The sequence below is a fragment of the Bacillus sp. MM09(2025) genome (assembly GCF_050496725.1).
Taxonomy (GTDB): domain Bacteria; phylum Bacillota; class Bacilli; order Bacillales; family Bacillaceae; genus Bacillus; species Bacillus pumilus.
Genome location: NZ_JBNWEN010000004.1, coordinates 2,363,273 through 2,387,417, shown reverse-complemented (window position 1 = coordinate 2,387,417; position 24,145 = coordinate 2,363,273). Strand labels below are relative to the sequence as shown.

At 41.0% G+C, this 24,145-nt stretch carries 27 protein-coding genes; 10 read left to right on the top strand and 17 right to left on the bottom strand.

Translation table 11 applies throughout. The features are described from left to right. Positions 1-50: 50 nt before the first annotated feature. The 5 genes from ACQYAC_RS18260 to ACQYAC_RS18240 all read right to left on the bottom strand — a co-directional run bounded on the left by ACQYAC_RS18260 (position 51) and on the right by ACQYAC_RS18240 (position 6,529). Complete coding sequence (locus tag ACQYAC_RS18260; protein ID WP_429943835.1) at positions 51-629, bottom strand: TetR/AcrR family transcriptional regulator; 579 nt, start codon at positions 627-629, stop codon at positions 51-53. A gap of 175 nt (positions 630-804) precedes the next feature. Beyond that, a complete protein-coding gene (gene hemY, locus ACQYAC_RS18255; RefSeq protein ID WP_061407262.1) occupies positions 805-2,217 on the bottom strand; it encodes a protoporphyrinogen oxidase in 1,413 nt (470 codons plus the stop codon). A 22-nt stretch (positions 2,218-2,239) separates the two neighbouring features. Beyond that, complete coding sequence (gene hemH / locus ACQYAC_RS18250; protein WP_012009462.1) at positions 2,240-3,178, bottom strand: ferrochelatase; 939 nt, start codon at positions 3,176-3,178, stop codon at positions 2,240-2,242. Positions 3,179-3,210: 32 nt separating this feature from the next. Continuing rightward, the gene (gene hemE / locus ACQYAC_RS18245) at positions 3,211-4,269 is read right to left on the bottom strand and encodes a uroporphyrinogen decarboxylase (protein ID WP_058014385.1); all 1,059 of its coding nucleotides are present in this window, start codon (positions 4,267-4,269) and stop codon (positions 3,211-3,213) included. A 124-nt stretch (positions 4,270-4,393) separates the two neighbouring features. Continuing rightward, the gene (locus ACQYAC_RS18240) at positions 4,394-6,529 is read right to left on the bottom strand and encodes a transglycosylase domain-containing protein (RefSeq protein WP_058014386.1); all 2,136 of its coding nucleotides are present in this window, start codon (positions 6,527-6,529) and stop codon (positions 4,394-4,396) included. Between the two features lie 127 nt (positions 6,530-6,656). Between ACQYAC_RS18240 and ACQYAC_RS18235 the strand changes: the two genes are divergently transcribed. Beyond that, positions 6,657-7,142 carry an antibiotic biosynthesis monooxygenase family protein gene (locus ACQYAC_RS18235; RefSeq protein WP_169056223.1) on the top strand — a complete coding sequence of 162 codons (486 nt, stop codon included), beginning with the start codon at positions 6,657-6,659 and terminating at the stop codon, positions 7,140-7,142. Between the two features lie 63 nt (positions 7,143-7,205). Here ACQYAC_RS18235 and ACQYAC_RS18230 read toward each other — a convergent pair whose 3' ends face one another. Then, entirely contained in the window at positions 7,206-7,358 is a 153-nt protein-coding gene (locus ACQYAC_RS18230) for a hypothetical protein (RefSeq protein WP_429943834.1), read from the bottom strand. Positions 7,359-7,641: 283 nt separating this feature from the next. Between ACQYAC_RS18230 and ACQYAC_RS18225 the strand changes: the two genes are divergently transcribed. After that, positions 7,642-8,829 (top strand): M20 family metallopeptidase, encoded by a 1,188-nt coding sequence (locus ACQYAC_RS18225; protein ID WP_429943833.1) that lies wholly within the window; start codon positions 7,642-7,644, stop codon positions 8,827-8,829. 28 nt (positions 8,830-8,857) lie between these two features. Here the strand turns inward: ACQYAC_RS18225 and ACQYAC_RS18220 are convergent, their stop codons facing one another. The 3 genes from ACQYAC_RS18220 to ACQYAC_RS18210 are packed head-to-tail and all read right to left on the bottom strand — an operon-like array spanning position 8,858 to position 11,573. Further along, entirely contained in the window at positions 8,858-9,565 is a 708-nt protein-coding gene (locus tag ACQYAC_RS18220; RefSeq protein WP_342498131.1) for an EcsC family protein, read from the bottom strand. A 54-nt stretch (positions 9,566-9,619) separates the two neighbouring features. After that, positions 9,620-10,840, bottom strand: coding sequence for an ABC transporter permease (locus ACQYAC_RS18215; protein WP_342498130.1), 1,221 nt, complete (start codon positions 10,838-10,840; stop codon positions 9,620-9,622). Continuing rightward, entirely contained in the window at positions 10,833-11,573 is a 741-nt protein-coding gene (locus ACQYAC_RS18210; RefSeq protein ID WP_144462446.1) for an ABC transporter ATP-binding protein, read from the bottom strand. The genes ACQYAC_RS18215 and ACQYAC_RS18210 overlap by 8 nt, the downstream gene beginning before the upstream one ends. 487 nt (positions 11,574-12,060) lie before the next feature. On the opposite strand from ACQYAC_RS18210, the gene ACQYAC_RS18205 reads away from it, so the two are divergent. The 3 genes from ACQYAC_RS18205 to ACQYAC_RS18195 all read left to right on the top strand — a co-directional run bounded on the left by ACQYAC_RS18205 (position 12,061) and on the right by ACQYAC_RS18195 (position 14,375). Further along, entirely contained in the window at positions 12,061-12,489 is a 429-nt protein-coding gene (locus ACQYAC_RS18205) for an HIT family protein (protein WP_024425457.1), read from the top strand. 162 nt (positions 12,490-12,651) lie between these two features. Beyond that, a complete protein-coding gene (gene serC / locus ACQYAC_RS18200; protein ID WP_429943832.1) occupies positions 12,652-13,731 on the top strand; it encodes a 3-phosphoserine/phosphohydroxythreonine transaminase in 1,080 nt (359 codons plus the stop codon). Positions 13,732-13,856: 125 nt separating this feature from the next. Then, positions 13,857-14,375, top strand: a complete 519-nt coding sequence (locus ACQYAC_RS18195) for a tryptophan transporter (protein ID WP_426972460.1) — start codon at positions 13,857-13,859, stop codon at positions 14,373-14,375. A 49-nt stretch (positions 14,376-14,424) separates the two neighbouring features. Here ACQYAC_RS18195 and ACQYAC_RS18190 read toward each other — a convergent pair whose 3' ends face one another. Then, positions 14,425-14,616, bottom strand: a complete 192-nt coding sequence (locus ACQYAC_RS18190) for a hypothetical protein (RefSeq protein ID WP_003211362.1) — start codon at positions 14,614-14,616, stop codon at positions 14,425-14,427. A gap of 128 nt (positions 14,617-14,744) precedes the next feature. On the opposite strand from ACQYAC_RS18190, the gene ACQYAC_RS18185 reads away from it, so the two are divergent. Further along, positions 14,745-15,101 carry a YtxH domain-containing protein gene (locus ACQYAC_RS18185; protein ID WP_426972458.1) on the top strand — a complete coding sequence of 119 codons (357 nt, stop codon included), beginning with the start codon at positions 14,745-14,747 and terminating at the stop codon, positions 15,099-15,101. 187 nt (positions 15,102-15,288) lie between these two features. Next, the gene (locus ACQYAC_RS18180) at positions 15,289-15,909 is read left to right on the top strand and encodes an HTH-type transcriptional regulator Hpr (protein WP_034663587.1); all 621 of its coding nucleotides are present in this window, start codon (positions 15,289-15,291) and stop codon (positions 15,907-15,909) included. Here the strand turns inward: ACQYAC_RS18180 and ACQYAC_RS18175 are convergent. After that, on the bottom strand, positions 15,887-16,231 hold the full coding sequence (locus ACQYAC_RS18175) for a YhaI family protein (protein ID WP_426972456.1): 345 nt from the start codon (positions 16,229-16,231) through the stop codon (positions 15,887-15,889). The two genes, ACQYAC_RS18180 and ACQYAC_RS18175, sit on opposite strands and share 23 nt — an antisense overlap. A 233-nt stretch (positions 16,232-16,464) precedes the next feature. Here ACQYAC_RS18175 and ACQYAC_RS18170 point away from each other — a divergent pair, with 233 nt between their 5' ends. Both ACQYAC_RS18170 and ACQYAC_RS18165 read left to right on the top strand, forming a co-directional pair. Further along, complete coding sequence (locus tag ACQYAC_RS18170) at positions 16,465-16,983, top strand: DUF3267 domain-containing protein (RefSeq protein WP_426972454.1); 519 nt, start codon at positions 16,465-16,467, stop codon at positions 16,981-16,983. Positions 16,984-17,065: 82 nt separating this feature from the next. Then, entirely contained in the window at positions 17,066-17,251 is a 186-nt protein-coding gene (locus tag ACQYAC_RS18165) for a hypothetical protein (RefSeq protein ID WP_072368131.1), read from the top strand. A gap of 53 nt (positions 17,252-17,304) precedes the next feature. Here the strand turns inward: ACQYAC_RS18165 and ACQYAC_RS18160 are convergent, their stop codons facing one another. Together ACQYAC_RS18160 and ACQYAC_RS18155 are read right to left on the bottom strand one after the other, a co-directional pair. Continuing rightward, a complete protein-coding gene (locus tag ACQYAC_RS18160) occupies positions 17,305-17,394 on the bottom strand; it encodes a YjcZ family sporulation protein (protein ID WP_017360317.1) in 90 nt (29 codons plus the stop codon). 144 nt (positions 17,395-17,538) lie between these two features. Then, the gene (locus tag ACQYAC_RS18155; RefSeq protein WP_008361129.1) at positions 17,539-17,625 is read right to left on the bottom strand and encodes a YjcZ family sporulation protein; all 87 of its coding nucleotides are present in this window, start codon (positions 17,623-17,625) and stop codon (positions 17,539-17,541) included. A 161-nt stretch (positions 17,626-17,786) separates the two neighbouring features. On the opposite strand from ACQYAC_RS18155, the gene ACQYAC_RS18150 reads away from it, so the two are divergent. Then, entirely contained in the window at positions 17,787-18,662 is an 876-nt protein-coding gene (locus ACQYAC_RS18150; protein WP_058014397.1) for a peptidylprolyl isomerase, read from the top strand. Positions 18,663-18,716: 54 nt separating this feature from the next. Here the strand turns inward: ACQYAC_RS18150 and ACQYAC_RS18145 are convergent, their stop codons facing one another. The 4 genes from ACQYAC_RS18145 to ACQYAC_RS18130 all read right to left on the bottom strand — a co-directional run bounded on the left by ACQYAC_RS18145 (position 18,717) and on the right by ACQYAC_RS18130 (position 24,091). Next, on the bottom strand, positions 18,717-18,947 hold the full coding sequence (locus tag ACQYAC_RS18145; protein WP_058014398.1) for a sporulation YhaL family protein: 231 nt from the start codon (positions 18,945-18,947) through the stop codon (positions 18,717-18,719). Between the two features lie 116 nt (positions 18,948-19,063). Then, on the bottom strand, positions 19,064-20,008 hold the full coding sequence (gene yhaM, locus ACQYAC_RS18140) for a 3'-5' exoribonuclease YhaM (protein ID WP_003211952.1): 945 nt from the start codon (positions 20,006-20,008) through the stop codon (positions 19,064-19,066). Between the two features lie 62 nt (positions 20,009-20,070). Continuing rightward, positions 20,071-22,860, bottom strand: a complete 2,790-nt coding sequence (locus ACQYAC_RS18135; protein WP_429943831.1) for an AAA family ATPase — start codon at positions 22,858-22,860, stop codon at positions 20,071-20,073. 16 nt (positions 22,861-22,876) lie between these two features. Continuing rightward, positions 22,877-24,091, bottom strand: a complete 1,215-nt coding sequence (locus ACQYAC_RS18130; RefSeq protein WP_429943830.1) for a metallophosphoesterase family protein — start codon at positions 24,089-24,091, stop codon at positions 22,877-22,879. Between the last annotated feature and the right edge of the window lie 54 nt (positions 24,092-24,145).

The following is a 24,145-nucleotide window of genomic DNA, read 5'->3' as shown; positions in this document are numbered from 1 at the left end:
CATAGATGAATGACTAAATATACAATTTGGTCATTTGAACTCAAAAAAAATTATGTTGTTGCAGATAGTCCTTTTAAGACATAAAGCTCCAGCGATTCAGCTACCTCTTCTTTTGTTAAAGGCTCGTATCGCTTTTCCCAATCAAAAATCAATGCAATATATAGTTTCACCATCACAAATGCAGTCAATTCAGGATCACAAGGCTTAATGTCGCCTTTATCCATCGCTTCTTGTACTTTCATTTTGATATAGCGAATGATCATCTGCTCCATTTTTTCGATCATTTCCTTGACCGCTGACGTGCCAAGCTCCACATTTTCCTGAAAAATCTTAATTGTGAGCTGGTGGTTTTTTCGAAATTCTAAAATTGCAAAGAGTGCTAAGTGAAGGTTTTCAGAGAAACTATTCTTCTCATCAATTGCCTCATCCGCAATTTTCCTCATCTCTAGTAAAAGGGATGTGAAAATTTCATCAAACAACTCTTCTTTGTTTTTGAAAAATGTATAAATGGTTCCTTTTCCGACGTTGGCAAGCTTTGCCACAAGATCCATTGTTGTCGCTTTATACCCGAATTGAGTAAATGCCTTCGTCGCACCATCTAAAATCATTTGTCTCCTATCAACACTCATGATCTCACTCCTGAAATGACTATTTGAACGTTTTGGTCATTAAGTACAGAAAGTAATATACCATATCCTTTTCATTAGATGCAACAACTTTGTTCACATTTATGATTCCCAACTCTTTTTGAATGATCCAAACACGAAAAACTCCCTTTCCATGACAGAAAAGGGAGTTGTTTTTTTATGAAAATAGATACGATACAGCCTCTGAGATGGCGGCTTTTCCTTGATCAATACAATCAGGGATTCCGACACCTTCAAAAGCAGCACCTGTGATATAAACACCAGGATATGATTGCTTAAACGTTTCTCGCATGTTCGAAATGGCTTTCTGATGACCGACGTGATATTGCGGCATACTTGTCTTCCACCGAGTCACGGTCGTCAATTCTGGATCTGCTTTAATATCCATGATTTTCTTTAAATCTTCGAGCACGATGCTGACGATTTGACTGTCTGACTGCTCGACAATCGATTCGTCACCAGCTTTTCCGACATACGCACGCAATAGCGTTTTTCCTTTCGGAGCGGTATGCGGCCATTTTTTGTTTGTCCATGTACAGGCCGTAATAGAGAAATCACTGTTTCTTGAGATGACAAAACCAGTGCCGTCATATTCATTATGAACATCCTCTTCTTTAAAACCGAGTGCTACCGTTGCAACAGATGTAGAGGTCATGTCATGCAAATACTCTAGCCCTGCTTCTTTAGGAAACATAGAATAAATCGATTGATGCGGAGTCGTGACAATGGCTGAATCGGCAAAAAGCGTTTGACCGCTGTCTAATTGCAAACCATAGCCTCCATCCGTTTTTTCAATCTGTTTTACTTTTGTCCCTTTATAGACCGTTGTCAGCTTGAGCTTACTTTCTACTGCTTCCACAAGCGACTGCAATCCTTGATTGATCGTTTGGAACTGTCCTTGTTTTTTTGCAGTCACTTGCTGGGCTTTCGCATGCTGCTGTGATTTTTTCATCCCAAGAATCAAACTGCGATGCTGCTGTTCTGTTTGATAAAATTGCGGGAATGTGGACATTAAGCTCAGGCGGTCAATATCCCCTGCATAAATGCCTGATAGAAGCGGCTCAATTAAATTCTCAACAACCTCATCACCCACACGTCTTCTAAAAAATTCACCAAGCGACTGATCTTCGGTCTGCTTGCTTTTTGGCAACACGAAATCCATCGCCGCTCTTGCTTTTCCCGCAACTGAAAAAAGACCAGTTGTAATAAATGGGCTGATTTGAGTTGGAATCCCCATAACAGCACCCTTTGGCATCGGGTGAAGCTTTTCATTGACTAGTACATACGCTTGCCCAGTTTCATTATTGACAAGCTGATCGGACAGACCGACATCTTTCGCAAGCTGCGGCCCACTGACCTTTCTTTCTAAAAATGAATCAGGTCCACGCTCAATGATGTAGCCGTCTTTATATAATGTTTGTATTTTTCCACCTAGCCTAGGGCTCGCTTCAATAAGTGATATTTGAATCGGAAGACCTTTTTCTTCGACTTCCTTTTCCAAATAGAAGGCGGCGGCTAAACCAGTGATGCCACCGCCAATGATGACAAGGTGTTTTTGATTGTCATGCATAGGATCGCCTTCTTTTATATGATTACTTGCTTTCGTCAAGCTTCTTTAATACGACTGTTGCCAGAGCATCAATAAATGCTGGTTTCGCATTTGGCATTTCTGGACGATAGTAGGCTGCACCAATTTCATCTGTCACGACTTTACATTCATAATCGTTGTCGTATAACACTTCAAGATGATCAGCGACAAAACCAACAGGCACATACACGAATGTTTGATAGCCTTTTTGTTCAAATAAATCTCGCGTTAAATCTTGCACGTCTGGTCCAAGCCATGGATCCGGCGTATTGCCTTCACTTTGCCAGCCAATTTCATAGTGTTCAATTCCCGCACCTTCTGCAATCATTTTAGCAGATTGTGCGAGCTGATCCGGATATGGATCTCCTGCTGCAATAATTTTTTCAGGAAGGCTGTGTGCAGACACAATAAGTACTGCGGAATCTCTTTCCTCTTGACTCATTGATGCATACGTATCCTTCACTTGCTTCACCCAATAGTCCACAAACTTCGGCTCATCGTACCAGCTTTCAACAGACGTAATCTGTAGATTGCCGAGCTTGTCTGCCTCATCTTGTGCACGTTTGTTATATGATTTCACACTAAAGGTAGAGAAATGCGGCGCTAAAACGATACTCACAGCTTCTGTAATGCCGTCCTTGTGCATATCAGCAACTGCATCCTCGATGAAAGGCTCGATATGTTTTAAGCCAATGTACACATGAAATTCAATGTCGTCTTGAATGTCATTCAAGTGCTCACACAAACCATGTGCCTGCTGCTCTGTAATTTTTGATAAAGGAGAAATACCGCCGATTGCCTTGTAGCGATCCTTTAAATCTTGCAGCATTTCCGGCTCCGGCTTTCTGCCTCTACGAATATGTGTATAATAACGCTCAATGTCTTCTTCTTTATATGGGGTGCCATATGCCATGACAAGAAGCCCCATTTTCTTTTTCTCCACAACCAACACTCCTTCAGATCAATTGAAATAGTTTAGATGGATGATTTTTTATGTTTAGCTGAATAGTCGTGAATAAAATCGGTCAGCTTCTTTAACGTATCTGGTGAAACATCTGGAAATACCCCATGACCTAAGTTAAAGATGAAGTGATCTGATTTCATCCCTTGATCTAATATGTCTTTTGCTCTTTCTTCAATGACTTCCCAAGGAGAAAGTAAGATCGTTGGATCAAGATTTCCTTGTAACGTTTTTGTGAGCCCTTCTTTTCGCGCTTCGTCTACACTCATACGCCAATCAAGTCCAACGACGTCTAGCGGCAGGTCATGCCAATCTTTCACGAGATGGCTTGCACCAACTCCGTACATGATCATTGGTACATTTTCACTCTTCAACTCTGTGAAAATTCGCTGCATGACAGGTTTAATGAATGTCCGGTAGTCCGCTGCATTTAAAGCGCCCACCCATGAGTCGAAGATTTGAAACGCACTGACCCCTGCTTTTACCTGCGCGCGTATGTACGTGATCGTCATATCAGCTAATTTGTTCATGAGCAGCATCCATGTCTCAGGCTCACTGTACATGAGCGCTTTTGTTTTATGATAGTTTTTAGATGGACCGCCTTCAATCATATAGCTAGCCATCGTAAATGGTGCACCAGCAAAACCGATGAGCGGTACATTCAGCTGCTCCTTCGTTAAAAGCTGAATGGTGTCAAGCACATATGGCAGGTCTTCTTCAGGATGAAGTTCCCCAAGACGTTCGATATCTGCTTTTGTCCGAATCGGTGAATCAATGACAGGTCCAATGCCATTTTTAATTTCAACATCCACTCCAATAGCTGGAAGCGGGGTCATAATATCTTTATATAAAATCGCGGCATCTACACCATATTGTTCTACAGGAAGTCGTGTTACATAAGCACATAGCTCTGGCTGATGCGTAATTTCAAATAGCCCGTACTTTTCTTTAAGGGCACGATATTCAGGCTGTGAGCGTCCTGCCTGTCTCATATACCAAACTGGTACATGGTCTGTTTTTTCCCCTTTGCACGCCTTTAAGAACGTGTCATTAAAAGCCTTCGTTTTTCCCATTACCTTTCATTCCACCTTTCGCCTTACACTCTCTTTGTATAAGGCTCAAACACTGCTTTTACTATACCGCTTTTTCAAGGCACGGTATACTAAACCGGCTCATTGTTCAAAAAATCGCCGAATATTAACGTCCAAAAGCCTCTGGCTTGACATATGGACTGCCTTCTCCTTCTTCTTGCGTTTGGGTATTATACGGAACCACCTTATACGCCGCATCTGAAAACACATTGGCATACGGCATTGTATAGCTATTTGTGCCTGTCACTGAGTCAATCAGCGTCTCGTTTCCATTCCTCTTTTCATAAATACGGTATTCAACTCGTTTATCCTCCTGTTTGTCCCAAGACAGCTCTAATGTAAACAATCCTTTGATTTTAAACGCATAGCGGGCTTCAAATCCTGATAGTCCTTCTAAATGAATTGGCGCTTGAAGTTCTTTAATCCCCTCTGGTTTTTTAAACGTTTCATTCGTCATTCGGGCCGCCGTTAAAATATCCTTAAACAGCTGCACTGGATATTGACTTCCGCCAGTTAAGTAGTGACTGTTATCGGTTTTGTCATACCCCATCCAGATCGCACCCGTTGTACTCGGCGTATAGCCGGCAAACCAAGCATCTTTTGTTGCACCCTTCACACCTGAATATGTGGTTGTGCCAGTTTTACCAGCTAAATCTCCAGCATATGAACCGCTTTGGGCTGTTCCGCCTTTGACGACTTGCTGCAGCATTCTTGTCATATTCCAAGCATTCTGCACGCTAAACACTCGTTCTGGCTTACTGCTATTTTTCTTTACCGTTTCTCCTTCATCATTGGTGATTTTCTGAATGAAGAAAGGCTTTTTATATACACCTTCGTTTGCAAATGTATGGAAAGCTCCCGCGATTTGAAGTGGAGAAACCCCTTTTTCTAAACCGCCAAGGGCTATCGCAAGTCCTTGATCCGAAATATCGATTCCCATTTTCTCGAGATATGTTTTCGAAGTATCAATACCAAGCTGGCTTAATGTCCACACCGCTGCTGTATTCTTACTTTTCATGAGGGCCTCCACCATCGTGACCTTGCCTTCATACTGCCCATCGTAATTCTTTGGTGAATAGCCGTCATAGCTTTTTTCTTCGTCTTCAAGCAGGGAATAAGGTCGGAATTTTTTCTCCTGCAGCGCAGGCCCATATACCGCGATCGGCTTGAAAACAGATCCAGGCTGTCTAACAGCGGTCACCCTGTTATAGCCCCTTGCTTGATATTCTCGTCCTCCGATTGCTGCTTTAACTCCTCCAGACTCATTATCAATAAAGATGGCACTGCTCTCAGGAGAACCGCTTTTTCCCGGGAAATAACGGTTGTTTTTCATCGCATCGTAGGTGACCTTTTGCAGATTCATATCAATCGGAACTGTTATGGTATAACCCCCTTGAAGCAATTGTTCATGTGAAATGGAATACTCTGATTCTGCTTCCTTAATGATAAGATCGACATAGCTGTCCACCCAAGGCGTTTCTGATTTCTTTTTCAAATGAATGCCTAATGTTCTCCCTTTTGCTTCTACTGTTTCGGTTGATGATAAATACCCTTGCTCATTCATTAAGTTCAGGATCGTATCCCGTCTTTGTTTATTTTTATCAGGGTGTAAAACAGGCGAGTAAGTAGACGGCGCCTTTGGCATCGCAGCGAGTGTCGCCCCTTCACTGACAGTTAAATCTTTCACATCTTTACTAAAGTAATAATTGGCTGCTGCCTGAATACCGTAGACGCCATGACCGAAGTAAAGCTGATTCAAGTACATTTCGAGCAGCTTATCCTTTGAATAATCTCTTTCTAAATTAATCGCAATGATGACTTCTTTTGTTTTCCGCAAAAAGGTTTTGTCATTTGTGAGAAAAATATTTTTTGCGAGCTGCTGAGTAATTGTACTGCCGCCCTCTACCTTTCCACCTGCTAATATATCTCGATAAACCGCCCTTGAAATTGACTGCGCATCTATTCCATGATGCTCATAAAACCGCTTGTCCTCGACAGATACAAAGGCTTTTGCTACTTTATCGGGTACATCCTTTATTGACACGGGGTCCCGATTTTCTGAATACATACTTGTGAGTTCTTTTCCATTCTGATCAATGATTTGGGATGAAGCGTGAAATACAAGCTTCTTTTCATCTATGACATAATGTCCTAAAAATAAAATGGTCAGATAGCCAATAAATGAAAGTACGATGGTACTTCCTGCAATGACTAATGGAATGATTATCTTCTTTTTCTTCAAATTAGGTCACCTCATTCCTTTATACGGATAGTATGGGATGTATTGCTTCATAATATGTTTTATGGATTGACTACCAAAGAATTATATATCATTCTTTTGTTATACTATCAAGCGGGAGGCGGTTTAGATGAATGTCTATATGACATATGGAACAGCAGATTTCTTGCATAAAATCGCAAAAAAACACGATCAGGAAAATCTGCTTTATATGGTCGGAAAAGAACAAGCAGCTCTTTTTCATGAGACGGAGGGTGAGACTGTTTTTAAAGCCCCTCATGCCTATGATGTGATTTATGCAAAAGGTGAGCTTGTCCATACTGGCTTCGTCACCTTGAATCATATCCCTGTGAAGCTTGAAAGCAGGGCACTGTTTGAATCTACTTTCAAGAAGAAGACGAACATCTCAGAACATCAGCGGGGCTTCAAGGCTCTTCGAGTGTTAAGGCCGAAAAAAGATGAAGAAGTTTATTTAATTATGACGCTTTGGGAATCAGAGGACTTATTTGAAGACTTTCAAGAATCAGAAGCATTCTTTCAGCCAAACGATGATACTGGCTCCATCTTCTCTCGTCCTGCTTATCTCACATCCTATCATGCCGTTACAGACAATTAAGGAAGTGCTGCTCTCAGCACTTCTTTTTTCATGAAAAAAAGCCCAATCGCTGGGCTTTTCATTTTAACTTCGTGATGTCAGCTCGTACCGATGTATGATCGGCTGAAATACATAGAAATTCAATAGGAGCCATCCTAATAAGATCGGCCACTTCAACATAGGTGATGCCCCTTTCAATTGAATGAGCATCACCAATAGCGGAATCAAGCAGATCATGAAAAAACTCATTTTCGATACAAAGGTTTCTTTGATTTGATGCCGACAGCTTGGACACATCATCATTTTCGTATGTGATAAATGAAACTTTTCAACGAAAGAAAACACTTTTGAACAATTTGGGCAGCTTCCCAATACAATTCCTCCCTTTCCCCGCTTCATAGCAACTTCGACTTATTATGTAAAATGACCTTTTGTTGCGCAGACGACATCCTCTTCTGTTGAAAGATTCTAACAATTACCATACAATCAGTAAAAGAGTATGAAGGAGGTTTTCAAATCAATGACAATTTCTACTTTACAAAAAAGCATCAATGAACGTCTTGATGAACATTATGAGGAAATGGTTGAAATTAGACGCCATCTCCACATGAATCCTGAACTTTCTTTCCAGGAAGAAGAAACAGCCGCTTTCATCGCCAGCTACTACGACAGATTACATATACCAACACGTACACAGGTGGGCGGCCATGGTGTACTCGCCTTTATCGAAGGAGCTTCTCCGGGACCGACGATTGCCCTCAGGGCTGATTTCGATGCGCTTCCTATCCATGATGAAAAGGAAGTGCCTTACAAGTCGACAAAGCCCGGTGTAATGCATGCCTGCGGGCACGATGGGCACACAGCGACACTACTTGTCTTAGCGGAAATTTTGAATGAGCACCGTGATCAATTAAAAGGGAAAATCGTCCTCATTCATCAGCACGCAGAAGAATATGCGCCAGGCGGCGCAAAACCAATGATCGAAGACGGCTGCTTAGACGGTGTCGATGTCATATTCGGGACACATCTTTGGTCACCAGAGCCTTGTGGCACGGTTCTTTATAAAAGCGGGAACTTTATGGCAGCTGCCGACCGCTTCTCTATCCGAGTTCAGGGGAAAGGCGGACACGGCGCCCAGCCTCACTTAACGAAAGATGCTGTCCTTATCGGTTCACAAATCGTCGCAAACTTGCAGCAAGTCGTAGCCCGTAAAGTCAATCCAGTTGATTCTGCTGTTGTATCTGTTGGAGGTTTTGTGGCAGAGAATGCTTTTAACGTCATTGCAGATTCAGCAGTTTTAACTGGTACTGCACGATCCTTCGAAGAAAGTGCACGACACACCATCGAACGAGAAATTGAGCAGGTTGTAAAAGGGGTGTGCGACATGCATGATGCCGGCTACACATATGAATATGTAAGAGGATATCCTGCTGTCAAAAATCATCCAAAGCCGACTGAATTTATTGCTGACATCGCAAAACAAACAGATGGTGTCACAGAAGTAAAAGAAGCCGAAACCCAAATGGGTGGAGAAGATTTTGCTTACTACCTTCAGCATGTCCCTGGTACCTTCTTTTACACAGGCGCCATGCCGGAAAACAGCGAAGACGTGTATCCCCATCACCACCCGAAGTTTGATATCAACGAAAAAGCAATGCCCATCGCAGCAAAGGTACTCGCCCGTGCCGTCCTTTCCTACGATGATTAAAAAAAGCCGCTGGCAAACAGCGGCTTTTCTATTTCATTTCTCTCAACACCCGTAAGTGAAACACATGACGAGCGACATCTCCGAGTTGTCCTGTCAGGTGATGATTTGCTACACCGCCAACAGCGGCTCCGACGATCGGCATTAATTGAAACAGCTTCACTAGGTCAATGTAATCTCGATACTCCTGCTGGAAGCTGTACCAATCCATTTTCTCGCGGCTCGTTTCCCAATCTTCTATGATGCTCATCATTTTTTGACGATGCGCACTGCCGGAAAAGGCAAGTTGAAATATACAGAGCAAAAAGAGTCTTTCCTCTTTTTGAGACAAATCAAAGCCATAAATACATGCCAGTTCATAAAGACATTTCATCTTGATGCTAAGCAGCAGCGGAAAGTCTGCCATACCGAGCAAAATACCACCTGCACCTGTTCCAATTCCTTCGATCGCAGCTGCCTTTTGATAGTACTTCACTTTCTCCTTTGCCAGTTCATTCCGCTCAATGATGGTTAATTGCTCATCAATGACTGAAAATGAAGTGAAGTGAGATCCTGATACGGTGGATTCAACCATTGTTTTGACCGCACTTGTGATGACTTGATGAAACTTGGCAGGGATTCGTCGGTTCACCTGCTGCTGAACTCCTTTTGAAAAGCGTTCGATCTTTGATGGTTTTCTTAAAAAACGCGTTTGAAAAAGAATGGCTTCTTCATATAACTCCCGTTCAGCTGCATTCATCCGTTCCCCTCCTTGATGTCATCATACGCCTTTCGGTCAGAAACATATCTCTTCTTATCTCATCTTTTTCAATCGACTGAGTACGTAAGGCTTGAAGAGGACAAGTACAAATGCCAGTGAAATCAGAAGGGCAAGTCCACTTCCCTGCCATCCTCCTGCCGGTAGTACTGAACAACTGAGCACAATCGATTGGATGATGAGCACGTTACGGACGAGAATAAAAAAGCTCCGATCCTTTTCTTGATGAGTAACTGGATAAAGTGCCTGTAATGAAAGATGGGCAAAGTGCTTCGTTAACGGCACAAGCTGGACACCTGTGATAAACACGGTAAACAAGACAAGCAGTGCGCCCACCCAGCCTGCTGCACCTGTATACAAAATAATCAGCACAAACACGGCTGTTAGCCTAAACACGAGACCAAAATAGTCATTTGATCGTAAGAATGCCCTCACATACATGTAAGAAAAAGTTTTACGCTGGTCATACGGAACAAACTGCAAAAGCCAGTCCATATAGGCTCTTCTTTTCACCTGTTTCTTTAAATGAGGCACATCTGTAAATAAGTTTGCCAAACGATAAAAACGCTGTTTTCGTTTTAATTCGTCAGAAATATGCAATTCCCATTGAAAAGGCTGCTTTTTGACTGCATTTGTTAAGTAAACAAGATAGACACCATAGATCAGATAAAAAACGATTGCGATTGCATAGGATGCCTGTAAAACGGTATAGATTAAAATCATATTCAATAGAAAACGAAGGACTGCATCAAGCCATCTCATCTGTTTTCCTTGAAAATACGTCATTCTCCATTGAATCGCTGTATTCAGACCCTTAATCAAAATCATTTGCGCCAATATAAGCACATACATCTTGATGCCGCCTGAGGACACTGCCGAATAAAGCGGGAGTGCGACAATGGATACGGCAATGAGAGGAAACAGCTGAGAAATGAAGCTAAAGTTAAAAGCTTGTTTTAAATAAGGCTCCATCTTCCCTTCCAAAGGAAGCAAAAACACGAGATCTGCTTCTTTGATCAACGTCCGCACGTAAGAGCTTGTCAGCACCAATGAGAAAACAACTGCCATGACCCAGTAGGAAGGAAAATGAGCTGGAATTTGTTTGAGCCAGTTACTATACCAGCTCGCTCCGCCTGCAAGGAAAAAAATGAGCACAATGACAAGATGATCATTGAACATGTATTTTAAATATTTTCTTGTATCTTGTATGTGTTCCTCTAATCGGGATTTCCAAATGCTTTGTGTCGTTTTACTCATAGCTTTCTTCCTTTGTTAATTCCAAATAAAGATCATCGAGTGTCGCATCTCTCATATTGAACTGTTCTCTCAGCTCTGTCAGTGTTCCTTTCGCTCTGATTTCCCCTTCGTGCAAAATAATAAAGGAATCACAATAGCGTTCTGCTGTCGCCAAGATATGCGTTGACATCAGGACACTAGCGCCGTTTTTCTTTGCAGCATTCATCCGTTCAAGCAGTGCATTGATGGCAAGAGGATCAAGACCTAAGAACGGTTCATCAATGATATACAGTTCTGGTTCAACAAGAAATGCACACATAATCATGACCTTCTGCTTCATTCCTTTTGAAAAATGAGCAGGGAACCACTTCAAACGTTTCTCCATTCGAAATTCTTTCAGCAATGACGGCAGCCGTTCATCTAATTGTTCTTTTGATAGCCCATAAGCCATCGCTGTCAGCTCTAAATGCTCTTTTAAAGTTAATTCTTCATATAATACAGGTGTTTCTGGAATAAACGTAAACTGCGAGCGATACGCCTCTTGATCCTCTTGAAGGGTTCGTCCATTCAATTCAATAACACCTTTATGCGGTTTCATGAGTCCAATGATATGGCGAATGGTTGTACTTTTCCCCGCCCCGTTTAAACCGATGAGACCGACGATTTGATTTCTTTCTAATTCAAATGAGATATTTTTTAGAACGGGATTCTTCGTATATCCACCCGTTACATCTTTTACAGTGAGAAGGGACATGAATTCGTTCCTTTCTTTCGTTTTTCCTTTATAGTAACAAAAACGAAAGGTAATTTGAAATGTTTACCTATAGACAAGTCCTGAATAAAAAATAGGCGTCTTGGTCATCATAATGTATGTAGAAGAAATGAACTTGATGACCAATAAGTAAATGAGGTGTTTGTTAAAGGCAAAGAACCGCATGACAAGTTGGTTTTTCATCTAAAAACCTTAGCTTCTGTTTTGCTTCACTGATTCTTGATTTTTGTGTCCTATACAATATGTATACGACAAACCAAAACGTCAAATGAGGTGTTTACGGCAGAAATAGCAGGCATATGAATTCTTTATTTCAGTAAATAGAGAATTCAAAAGGCATATCGAATGAAAGCATCAGCATTTCTTCTGCAGGAGCAGGATGAGCGACCAAAGGAGTTCGCTTATCCTGTTTTCTTTTTTGCTCATTTTTGTGATACGATGAAGGAAAATGAATGAGGAGTGACATGACGTGAGCGATTGTATTTTTTGCAAGATCATTGATGGAGACATTCCATGTGCAAAAGTATATGAAGACGAGCATGTATTGGCTTTTCTAGATATTAGCCAAGTAACAAAAGGGCATACCCTTGTAATCCCGAAAATACATAAAGAAAACATCTACGAAATGACACCAGAAGTGTCTAATCACTACTTCCAAGCGATTCCGAAAATTGCAAGAGCCATCAAACAGGAATTTGAACCCATTGGATTAAACCTTTTAAACAACAACGGCGAAAAAGCTGGACAATCTGTGTTCCATTACCATATGCATATCATTCCGCGTTACGGCAAAGGCGATGGCTTTGGTGCCGTATGGAAATCACATCAAGATCAATACACGTCAGAGGATTTAAAAGACATTTCTTCTGCCATCCATACTCGCCTTACCTCATCTTAATAGATGAGGTTTTTCTCATTCCTGCCCCCTCTTTTTATCCCCTTCATTTCTTAATAGTAAGATATTTAGAACGATTCAAATTTTTTGTCCAATTGTTTCAAATTTGTGATAGGATGGTTTTATCTTTTGATCCATTAACGCGAGAAATAGGGAGAGATTGTGATGAAGCGAACGACGAATTTTAATGCTGGTCCGGCGGCACTGCCGCTAGAAGTGCTTCAAAAAGCACAGGAAGAACTTGTTGATTTTAAACAAACTGGAATGTCTGTGATGGAGCTGTCTCATCGCAGCGGTGAATATGAAGAAGTCCACAATAAGGCAAAAGCACTGTTGGTGGAACTGATGGACATTCCTGAAGATTATGAAGTCCTCTTTTTACAGGGCGGAGCTAGCCTTCAATTTGCGATGATTCCTATGAACTTCTTAAATGAAGGCGAAACGGCTCATTTCATTCAAACAGGCGCTTGGTCAGAAAAAGCATTATCAGAAGCAAAAGGGTTTGGTGAAACATCTGTGTTTGCTTCAAGTGAAGACGACAACTACTCGTATATTCCAGAAGTAGATGCCTCCGATTTAACAGATGGCGCTTACTTACACATCACATCAAACAATACGATCTTCGGCACTCAGTGGAAAACGTTCCCTGGTACATCATTACCGCTCATTGCGGATATGTCCAGTGATATTCTCAGCAAAAAAATCGATGTTTCTCAATTTGATCTCATTTATGCTGGGGCACAAAAAAACTTAGGGCCTTCTGGTATCACGATTGTGATCGCGCGCAAACGTTTATTAGAAAAAGAGAAAAGCAGCACACCGAAAATATTAAAATATTCAACACACGCAAAAGCTGGCTCTCTTTATCACACACCACCGACTTTTGCGATTTATATGCTGTCTCTTGTCCTTGACCATGTCAAACAGGCTGGCGGTGTAGAAGCAGCGGAAAAACGCAATGAACAAAAAGCAGGCATTCTCTATGACACAATTGATCAAAGCGGCGGTTTTTACAAAGGACACGCACGCACTGACAGCCGGTCGCATATGAATGTCACGTTTACCCTTCGTGATGATGCGCTCACTGCTTCCTTTGTAGAGAAAGCAAAGCAGGAACAAATGGTTGGACTTGCCGGCCACCGTTCTGTCGGTGGATGCAGAGCTTCTATTTACAATGCGGTATCGATTGAAGACTGCCAAAAGCTTGCGGACTTTATGAAAAAGTTCCAGCAAGAAAATGAGTGAAAAAGCTTTTCTATAGAGAAATAAATTTGTTATAATAACGAGAAATATAAAGTGATGACTCTTGCAATAAATGATGAGCCATATTATTGGAGAGTTCTAAGAGCTTAGCAGAGGAGAGCATAGAAATGAAAACAAAAGAATTAGTGATTATGTCATTGCTTGCAGCAATGGGAGCTGTTTTGCATACGATTTTCCCGCCCATCTTTTTCGGAATGAAACCTGATATGATGCTGGTCATGATGTTTTTAAGCATCATCCTTTTCCCAAAGGTACAGCATGTAGTGGTTATTGCCCTCGTAACTGGCGCCATTTCTGCATTAACAACAGGTTTCCCAGGCGGACAAATTCCAAATTTGATTGATAAACCAGTGACAGCCTTTATCTTCTTAGCCCTTTTCCTATCTTGCATGAAGATAAAGAACAAAGTAGTGCTGACCGCTGTGTTAACTGCGATTGGAACCATCGTATCCGGCGTGATTTTCTTATCTGCCGCATTACTGATCACTGGACTGCCAGCTGCATTACCGGCACTTCTTGTAGGCGTCGTCCTGCCAGCAGCCGTGATTAATACCATTGCCATGGTATTTGTCTTCCCAATTGCACAGTCCATTCTCAGACGTGCAAGAATGATAGAAGTTGCTTAACGAATAATCGAACCTCTTCATAATAGATGAAGAGGTTTTTTTCATGCTTTTATAAAAGAAAAAGGGTCAGCAGCAAAATGAGGAGCGAAATTCCTGCACCTGCCGCACACACAAGTGCTTTTTGCTTTAATACATGTTTTGGCGGATAAGACCCTGCATACCCCAGCTGTCTTGCATAATGAATAGAACCACCTGTAAAAACGACACCGATACACGTAAAAACGAACAGAAAGACAGACAACCTTCTCCCCTCCCTTTTCTTCAAAAGTATGCTAAAATAAAGCAAGCTATGTATGGAAGTTCAATGAAGCTGATCGTCAGCTCAGAGAGAACATGCGAATGTGTAAAATTTGACTAGAGGTGATTTGAATGGCTAGTGGACGTTCTTTATTAACAGGATTATTTGTAGGCGGTCTCCTCGGAGGTGCGGCAGTGCTCCTGACGACTCCCTCTTCTGGCAGAGATGTGCGCGGAAAGATGAAAGACGGCTATGACAAATTCGAAGATACGCTGACAAGATTAAAAAGAGATGGACAAGCTTTAAAAGAGCAAATTATTGAAACAGCAAAAGAAAGCGCAGAGGTTATTAAAGAAGTCGGAACTGAATTACAAACATCGATTCAGCAATGGCGCGAAGAAATCAAACCTCATCAGCAGGATTTGCAAAAGGAAATTCAGGAAATTGAAGAAAAGCTCAAACAACTGGAGAAAACCTTACAAAACTAATATACTCAAGAAAAAATATTCGTTTACAAAAGTGTGCGGGGTGCGTATCCCGCACTTTTTTTGTTGAAAAAAGGTTATTTTGTCAATGTTTTTCATGAGTTTTAAAAATTCTTGAATTTTCAGCTTTATTAATCTTTATTTTATTGGCATAATAGAATTACAAGAAAAAGAGAAGTAGGTGAAATGGATGAATCATTCGGAACAGCCTTTCGATGTAAAAGAAGCACTTTTATTCAGTCAAAGAATGGCCCAATTGAGCAAAGCTCTTTGGAAATCCATTGAAAAGGACTGGCAGCAGTGGATCAAACCGTATAACCTAAATATCAATGAACATCATATTTTGTGGATTGCGTATCAATTAAAAGGAGCTTCAATATCAGAAATTGCAAAGTTTGGCGTCATGCATGTATCAACGGCGTTTAACTTCTCCAAGAAACTGGAGGAACGAGGATTTTTAAAATTTTCTAAAAAGTTAAACGATAAACGCAATACGTATATTGAGCTAACGCCAAAAGGCGAAGAGACATTCCATAAACTACTCGAAGATTATGACCCGGCACGAACTGGTATTGTCAAAGGCGCACAGCCGCTTCATGACATTTACGGAAAGTTCCCTGAGATTTTAGAAATGATGTGTATTATCCGAAACATCTATGGTGAGGACTTCATGGAGATTTTTGAGAAATCGTTTTCAAACATTGAGAAAGACTTTTTGAATGAGCGAGGAAAAGTCACGAAAAAACCTGAGGAACTTGAAGACTCAGCTGATGCAGCAGAAAAAGCGGCTAAAGCAAATCAAATTGTTTAATGATCTTTATAAATTCATTCATTAACGGCTGAAACAGCCCTTGATCATGCAATGCAAATATCGTCTCATGCACTTCCAGCTTTTCAATTAACTGTCCTGCAAAAAGCGCAAGCATATCGTCAAACATGACGTAGCCTTGTGCTTTTTGCTTGTCCATTTCCTCTGAAAGCTCAGCACAAATACGCTCAATTTCCTGCGCCTCTTCTTTCGATACCCGCTGTCTGATCAATAATGCATAATATGGATAACGGCTCATATCGGTCGCCGTCAGCAAAAGTTCCATATAATATTCAAGCTGGCTCATTCGTTCCTCAATACTCATGTACGTTCCCTCTTTCTCTTAGTCTTTCTATTCTAGCCGAAATTACTCATTGACGAAAGAGACGAACCTCCCTCTTCTGTCTTTTTTTCTTGAAAAACCCAAAGTTTCCTCTCTTTATTCCATATGAAGGCAACATTTTATTTTTTTTCATGAAAACCATTGATTTTTATCCTCAGGAAGAGTAAATTATCTTGAGATATTCAATTAGTTTTTTAAGATTGGAAGGATGAAAAATGAATTGTTGGAAGACCATTAATCTTGAAAAGGATTATGGTTATACAAGACTGCTGATTTCAGCCATAAGTCTTGCTATACTTTTTTTCATTACGGCTTTTTTATGTTTTCAACTGACTCATCCTGAAACGAGACTAAGCAGTCACAACGCACCGCTTTTTGCTATGCTTTTACTTGTGACATTGCTTGTCCACCGTGTGATTCACTTGATCCCAGTGATGAAAAACAAGAAAAAAATGACGCTATTTAAACGAAATTGCTGGCAGCGTGTGCCAAAGAACATCATGCTTTATTCACTTCTCAGTCCATTTTGTGTGATTTCACCGGTTTACTTTGTGTTAGGTGTGGCGTTTCCTATGTATGCACACTATTTTATCATCATCGCAAGTATTCATGCAGGCTATTGTTTGCCTGACTTTTTATTTGCATGGAAACTGCTTAAAGCACCTAAATCCTGCATCATCGATCAAGCCCAAGACGAGTTTGATATTTTAGTTGACCAAACATCCTCATCATGAGGTTTTTAAAGCCAACTTCTATCTTTTTCATAAAAAATTTGGTAATGTAGTATGGGAATAGCATAGAGAGGGGGGATCTCCGATAGTTTTATTTTACTTCATCGTCTTTGCCGCGTTTATTGTGTATTCAATAAACAGGCTTACTAATACATTATGCCTTGTCAGAGAGATTCCTGAAGAACGGCAAGATAAGGTGTTTCGCTTTATCAATGTATCGATACTGATCTTACTGATCTCATCATTTGTTGAAATTACCATATCTATTTAAGATCAAAGCAAAAGCTGCCAGTTTGAGGGCAGCTTTTTGTGTATATTGATTAATTAGCAAATCCAAGATGCACCGATAATGATTAATAAGATGAATAACACGACGACTAGTGCAAAACCGCCAGCGAAGACTTCTCCTCCCATGTAAAACACCTCCTGCCAGTTCTTCCTCTGTTCTAAGCTCAGTGTATGCAATAAAATTGAAAACGTTTAGGCACCTGTCATCGTTTAAAAAAAGAACCGCCCGCACGCATGGCAGGACGGCTCCTTTCTGTCACAGCGATTTAATTAATAAAGATATGCTGCACCAACGATGATCAGCAAAATGAATAGCACGACCAATAAAGCAAATCCATTAGAATATCCTGCTCCCATATAATTCAGCCTCCTTTTTGTGATCACTATATGTGTATGTCGCGCGCAAATTTTTGACTAGACGAATGCCCTCCCATTTGCATTTCTTTTTACAGCGTGTCACAATATGTTATGATACAAGCAATGATAAATAAATTGGAAAGATTAGGAGTGTTTTTTGAATGAAAAAAATGGCTTTAGCAGCTGTAACAGCAGTTAGTGTTTTAACTCTTGGCGCATGCAGTAGCGGTGATAAAGATGTCATCGCAACAACAAAATCAGGAGATGTCACAAAAGAAGAGCTTTATACAACTCTTAAGAAACAAGCAGGTGGAGATGCTTTAAATCTACTTGTTCAACAAAAGGTTCTTGCTGACAAATACAAAGTATCTGATAAAGAAATTGATAAGAAAATGGAAGAATATAAAAAGACACTTGGTGAAGATCGTTTAAAACAACTTCAAGATGAATTCGGAAAAGATTACATCAAAGATCAAGTAAAATATGAGCTGCTGACTCAAAAGGCTGCCAAAGCTAACATCAAAATCACTGATAAAGAAGTAAAAGCGTATTACGATGACCTAAAAGGCAAAATCCGCGCAAGCCACATTTTAGTAGCTGATAAGAAAACAGCTGACGAAGTGGAAAAGAAATTAGATAAAGGTGAAAAATGGGATGCTGTTGTGTCTGAATATTCAACTGATACCGCTTCAGCTGCACAAGGCGGAGATGTAGGCTGGTTCGCAAAAGAAGGTCAAATGGACGAAAACTTCAGTAAAGCTGCATTCAAACTAAAAGTGAATGAAATCAGCAAACCAGTGAAATCACAATTCGGCTACCATATCATTAAAAAGACCGAAGAACGCGGTAAATACGATGACATGAAAGCAGACTTGAAAAAAGAACTAACTAATCAAAAACAAGCAGACACAAATGAAATCCAAACCATCTTAAACAAATTGGTGAAAGATGCAGATGTGAAAGTAAAAGATAAAGAGCTTGAAAACACGTTCAAAGAAAAGTCTCAACAACCCGCACAAAATCAACAAGGTCAATAATCACAAAAACCCCCTCTGCAATGAACGTGCAGAGGGGGTTTTTTATGACCAGATTTAAGCAATCGAGTGATCTTCATGTGCCGACGTTTCCTGGGATCTTTTCACTTGCTCCCCCTGACGTCTGCGCTCTCTTTCTTGCTCCATTCGCTCGATAAAAATTTCTCCTTCCTTTTCAATAAAGGATTGATCAATCTCTTGCTCCTCTTTGGCCGTTGTCATTAATTTATACGCACAGAAAATAATGCCAATGATACATGCATACACCCACCATGGAAAAAACAACATTTTTTCATCGCCTCCTTTTTTTCAGAACAGCTCTCTCTTCCCTTGTATTACATGCTTATGCAAAGAGAAGACAAGTTATGAAAAAAACGCCCGCATAAGCGGACGTTTTGACATGGTTATTCGTGAAAGGTTGGTTTATAAAATGAACGATTCTCTAGCGCAAAAATACGTTCTGTATATTCTCCTGGCTTCACATGCTCAAGCGCACGATCCATCATATTCATCTTCGCATCTAAATTATCAATATAGTGGAGAATTTCGGCTTCCTTTACCATTGGTGGTTTTGGGCTGCCCCACTCTCCTTTTCCGTGATGACTTAGGACTAAGTGCTGTAGAATCAGAATTTCTTCTGAATCAATGCCAAGCTCCTCAGCAGCTTTCGCAATTTCTGTCACCATAATCGAAATATGACCAATTAAATTCCCTTCCACCGTATAGGTGGTTGAGACTGGGCCTGAAAGCTCTTTGACTTTTCCTAAATCATGAAGAATGATGCCTGAATATAAAAGATCTCGATCTAAAGATGGATATAGATCAACAATTGATTTAGCCAAATGCAGCATGGACACCACGTGATAAGCAAGACCAGAGACAAATTCGTGATGGTTTTTTGTCGCTGCTGGATAGTCAGCGAATTCCTGTCCATATTTTTTTAGCAAATGTCTTGTGACACGCTGTATATTAGGGTTTTTCATATCAAAAATATATTGCATAATCGTATCCATCATATCATGCTTTGGAATAGGAGCTGTTTCGAGAAAATCATCGATTCGAATTTGCTCATTTTCAGCAACAGGGCGTATATTCCTAAGTTTCAGCTGATTCCTCCCGCGATAATGATGAATATCGCCTACTACCTTCACAATGGTTTGTGCGGCATAGGTTTGTTCATCATTCTGCTTCGCATCCCATAGTTTCGCCTCAATATCTCCACTCTGATCTTGAAGAATTAACGTTAAAAATGGTTTGCCATTACTCGCAATCCCTTTAGTAGATGATTTAATTAATAAATGCAGGTCAACTTGTTCGCCGACATCATAGGTCATGATCCCTTTAGCCATTCAATAAAAGCTCCTTCCATGTTTCTGCTCATATAAGTATAACATAAGTCATTATTTGTCAATCATTCCACTGCTAAACTCGTAACCTGTCCATCTTCTGCCGCTTGCTTCATATGCTCATGACAGGTGAAATAAAACAGCTGTGTTTCAAAACGTGTGAGTTCGTTCATCATCTCCAGCACTCTGCCTAAACGCACGTGATCGAAATGAACAAAGCTGTCATCCATCATAAACGGAAGCTGACAATCTTGCTGATGAGACAAAGCAAGCGCAAAACGAATCGCTAGATAGATCTGTTCACACGTTGCCTGTGAAAGCTCCTCTGGACGGAATAATCGTCCATCCATTCTTTTCACCATCAGGAAATCATCTTCAGGTGAAAATAAAATTGCTTCATAACGATCATTTGTTAACGGTTGAATAAAACCAGAGGCTGTTTGAAGCAATGCAGGCAGCCTTGTTTCTTTATGCTCATTCAATTTTTCTCGTATGACGGAGCGGACAAGCTGAATGGCCGCCCATTTTTTTGCGAGGTGCTTCGCATGCTCCTGCTCTGCGGCAAGCTGATGAGTCAAATCAGACACCGTTCCAGAAGCTTCTATTTGCCGGATTTCCACTGCTAGTTCTGCTAAACGCTTTTCCATATTCTCCGCATTCAATTGAATGTCATGAAGGTGCTGCTTTGCTTCTGCACACTCCTCCTCAAGGAGAAGTAGTCCTTTGCGACTAATCCATTCCTCCTCATCAAAACAACCGCTTCTATGAAGCTCTTGATTCAGCTGCTGCAGCTCCAAAAGCCGTTCCCGGTATTCTTTCGATAGATGAGAAAGTACTTGGTAATCTTCTTTGGACTCTGCTTCTACTTGATGAAAAAGCTCATCAGTTTGTTTTTCGTAATATTGAATTTCACTTTCTAGTGTCGCGAGCTGCTGCATCGCATGTTGAATGGATACATGTAATGTTTGACGTTCTTTTTCTCTTTTCGCCTCATCTTCCAATATCTCTTGAAAGGCTGAAATATTCTCCTGAATAGTTCCTTCCTTTTTTTGAAGAATACTGGTTAACGCTGAAACCTTGCGCTCATAAATCGATTGCTGATCGGAGAGCTCTTCTATTTCACGCTGAAGCTCCTCATATGCCGCTGTATTCATTTTTAATTGTTTTAGAATATGGAAGGCCTCTACTAGGAAAGAAAGCTCAGACGACAAGCCAAGCTGTCTTTTCTTTTCCTCTACTTGCTGCTGGACAGGCTCCAGCTCTAGCTCCCAGTCTTCATATTGCCGTATGATTCTTTCGTACAGCAGCTCCTTCTGCCTCATAAGTGTTTCAGCTGAAGCTGCCTGCACTTGAAAGGAATCTAAGGCGGCTTCGCCGTTTCTTTGTTTCATAGGGCTCATTTGACTGGATGAGTAAATGACAAAGAAGAGAAAAACAGAAAATCCCGCAAACGAGAGCGTGATCCACCACTCTGTTAAAAAGAATAGAACAAACAGAAACAACACATCAAATGCGATCAAGCCTTGGAATAACAACGCCGGGGAATAAACCCGTTTCTTTTTCGATCTTGTCTCCTTCGCTTCATCTTCTGCTCCGCGCAGTCTCACTTCTTGTTCCTTTAATCCTTTTAGCGCGGCTTCTGCTTCGTCCAGCTCATGTCTTGCGTGATCAAATCGTTCATCTAACTGCGCTTTTCTGTCCATGAGACGAACGTATTGAGTGACAATCTCCTTTAATTCCCACTCGAATTCAAGCGAATCGTCGATTTGTTCGAGCTTTATCGGGCGCTCCCAGTTTAACTTTGCTACCGCTTCGTCTATTTTTTGTTTCAATGAATCACGATTTGCTTGACACTCTGCTATGCGCTTTTTCACAAGCTCAACATTAGATGCTTCATCTACGACTCGTTTCATCTCCATAAAGGTTTCCTTGTCATAAAGCGGTTGAACTTGTAAGAGTGAGGTTTGCAAATGATCTAACCTCTGTTTCAGTGCAGTCAATTGAGCCTTTTTCGGGTGAAGGTGTGATTCTAGTTTATCCAGCTCATGCTCAGTTTCTGCTCTAAAACGTTTGACTCGGTCTGGATAGCGGGCTAATTCCTTTTTCAACTCCACTTTTTTCTCAATCATGGGATACACTTGAATGGATTCAGTCAGTTTCTGAAGGTGTTCTTCCGCTTGCTTCATTTCATTTTGAAGCTTTTCGATCGTCTCCGTTAATTCAGAATGCTCCCGTTTCTTTTCGATATAGCTGCCTTCTGCCAATCTCGCTTGTTTCAGCTGACCTGTCAGCTCTTTTAAGCGATCAAGCTGCTGATTTAATTCAGGCTTGCGGCCATTTGGTTTAAACAGCTGCTCCTGCTGCTTTAGCAGCCTGCTATCCATCTTGGTGGCTGCATCTGAGCCAAATAAACTTGAGAAAAGTAGAAATTCGCCTATCTGGTCCTGATTCAAGGCTTGGACATTTTGAAGTCCAAACACATCAAACGAATAGATTGATTGATATAATCTGCGATCCGTTCCCTTTAAAAATGTCTGTAGAAAAGCTTCGTCTTTCACTTCACCATTCGGTAAAAACACCTGTGCTTGCCCACCGCGATCGGATGTTCTCTCAATATGGATGACGCCTAACTCGTCATCTTGGCAAGTGAGGGAACCACCATAAAAAGAACCTTGCTTCGTCTTGTACATCTTGTTTTTCGGAAAACCAAATAACATCGATTCAATAAACGTTTTCAATGTCGTTTTCCCCGATTCATTCAGCCCGTAAACTAGCTGAAAACCGTCATCAGAAAAGTGAAAGGTCCGATTTGAAAATTTTCCAAAATGGGCGATATGGAGTGAACGTATTTTCATTGTGCCTCTCCTTTTCTCATAATTGCTTAAGCTGTTCTGTCAGCAGCCTTTGCGCTTCTTCTTTTATATCCACTTCATCCTCTTTTGTAAGAGCTTTTCCTGACTTTCTATAGGTTGGGTGACGCTTGATCGGTGATAGAAGCTCTTCATATGCCTCAAACTGTGAAATTTCAGCAGTGAGTTCCTTTAAAAAGGAATCTTCTGGATAGGCGACGTCCTCGTTTGTCTGGCAGTCAATCGATATCACCCAAACGAATACATCTTCATCTTCTTCCTGTTCATGAAGAACGGCCATCAGCTCCTCAAGCAACTCAAGCTGCGTATGCTCAAAGTAAGAAGGAGAATCACCCGTCAATTCAATTTTCACAAAATGAGGGACGCCTTCTTCTTTCAGTTCAATGATTTTGTTATCCACAAGTGTCACAAGATCCGTCATATGAACCGTCTCTGTGATGTCTATTACAAGTGTCTCAAACATCACATCCGCACAGCTAATAAATTCCGCTGCCGCAGAATCCTCGGAGAGTTGAACAACGTAACAGCCTTTCTCTCCTGTTTCTTTTATATGTCTGCCCTGCATGTTACCAGGGTAAATAATCAACGGGTCTTCATGCAGAAGAGCTCTCTTATGTATATGTCCAAGCGCCCAATAATCGAAATCTCGGGAAAGGAGCTGCTCAAGCTGAAAAGGTGCATATGCGTCATGACCTTCATGTCCAGCTAATGTACCGTGAAGCATCGCAATGTGATAGGCAGCATCTGTCTTTTTGACATAATGAGAGGTCATATTTTCATAGACAGCACGCTCTTTGTAGCTAAATCCATAAATACTTGCGACAAGCTGATCTCCTCTATAGTAGGATTGCTCACTTGGGGTACTGGTTGAAAAAACGTGCACATTCTCAGGCCACTCAATCGGTGTCCATTCACCGCCTAAATGATCATGATTACCATAAATAATAAAGACTTCAATCCCTTGGGTTTGCAGTCTTAGAAACTGATTTCTTAAAAACAGCTGTGCTTTCAGGCTGCGGTTAGATTCGTCAAATAAATCTCCGCTCAGCAGCACAAAGTCTACTGCTCGAGCAATGGCGAGATCAAACATATTCTTCGCACTTTGAAATGTACTTTCTTTGAGCCGCTTAAAGGGTAAGCTAGGGATATTCGACATTCCTGCAAATGGACTGTCTAAATGTAAATCTGCGGCATGAATAAAGGTGAGCTTAGTCAAACGTCTATCTCCTTGTCCGATACTGTGATTGTCCATATTTTATCATGCCATTTT